Source organism: Endozoicomonas sp. SESOKO4, from assembly GCF_024606275.1.
In genome coordinates this window covers 1-1,344 of record NZ_JAHHPS010000417.1, presented here as the reverse complement: position 1 = coordinate 1,344, position 1,344 = coordinate 1, and the positions used below count along the sequence as shown (strand labels likewise).

Genomic DNA, 1,344 nt, shown 5'->3' with positions numbered 1-1,344 from the left:
ATAATATTGTTACCAAGATTTAAAACGTGCGCTTTTTTAAGGTTGTTTGGAATTTTGAATTTTCTTCTTGATAAGTCATACATTGACATTAAGGCGAATTTTTTTTCAACGTCTGACATACCATCTCTAACAGTAGGTATCCAGACATTGGCGAAACTTCCATGCTGAGCTCCATCCCTATAGCGCTCTGTTGTCTTTTGCATTTCTAAAGGTAAAAGAAGTTTGTATTGATAGAGCATATTATTAGCTTTTGCTATTTTCTTTTTTTTAGCTAAATGTATCTCCCATTTTATGGGCTTGCGTACCCCGGTTACGTTATGCATCTCGTTATACGCCCAGTGACGCGGATTTTCTGGAACATAATAGCTAACTGAATGAGCTATAGCATGCTCAAACGCTAGCCTTTCATAATCAGGAACTTTAACTATCATCGACAGGATGTTATGTTTTTTATTTATTATCTTGCCTTTCTCTTCTTTCTTATTTTTTGTATTTGTCTTTTCTATGTCATATAAAACCTTTTTGAAATTATTCTCATCCAGTTTTTCATTGTTATAATAAACAACGGGTTGTACATTTTTTTGCTATTTTAAATCCCGACTTATTCCTGGCCTCATAGATCAGATCATCAAGATTTTTAATCGAAGTAGAATCAAATTCTACAATTTCAGCTTCACCATGCATTTCGGCTGGAATAAAAATATCAGTCCTTATTGATTTTATCTTTTCTATATTATCGTACTCAACATCCATAACCAAATAATCGAAAGTTGGATCTTCTCCAGCTTTTACTCTTTTATTCACACTTGTTTTTATCTTATTATGATCGGTTTCTACATAAACAGAATTGTCATTTTCTATTGCTCGAGTATTGACTTTTATTATTTCTTTTGTAATCAGATCCTGAGGGCTTTCTCCATATTCATTACGTGAAAGAATACCTTCTGATCTTATATTGGAGTCAGCAGTCAGAAAATTGATAGTATTTAATATCTGCTCTTCCACAGAAAAATTTTCCGATCCATAGCGTACACGTCCTGGGCAATCAAACCACCAACGTTTGTTTAAGACGCCATTCATTATGGGAGGGCCGTCACTGAGTCTTTGAGAATTTTTATGGGTCTCCTCAATGCAAAGACGTATACCGGGAACATTGGATACTCTTGGTCCAGATATAACATAAGTGTCTGGTCCTTCGTTGCCAATATTGTCAAAAAGATAATCTATTCTAAAAAATGCATCTTTCCACCAACCATAGGGAGCTACGAAATCCAGGGATACCTTAAGCATATTTTTTTCATCGATACTGAATCTAAATTTATCTGGATACCTCTTATTAAGAAA

The 1,344-nt window shown here is 34.2% G+C and carries 2 protein-coding genes; both read right to left on the bottom strand.

Annotation, left to right across the window (positions count from 1 at the left end; genetic code table 11):
• The coding region (locus KDK16_RS08135) for a hypothetical protein (RefSeq protein ID WP_257275540.1) at window positions 1–431 on the bottom strand (431 nt) is incomplete at its 3' end.
• Window positions 432–552: 121 nt separating this feature from the next.
• A partial coding sequence (locus KDK16_RS08130) for a hypothetical protein (RefSeq protein ID WP_257275539.1) occupies window positions 553–1,344 on the bottom strand: 792 nt, incomplete at its 5' end.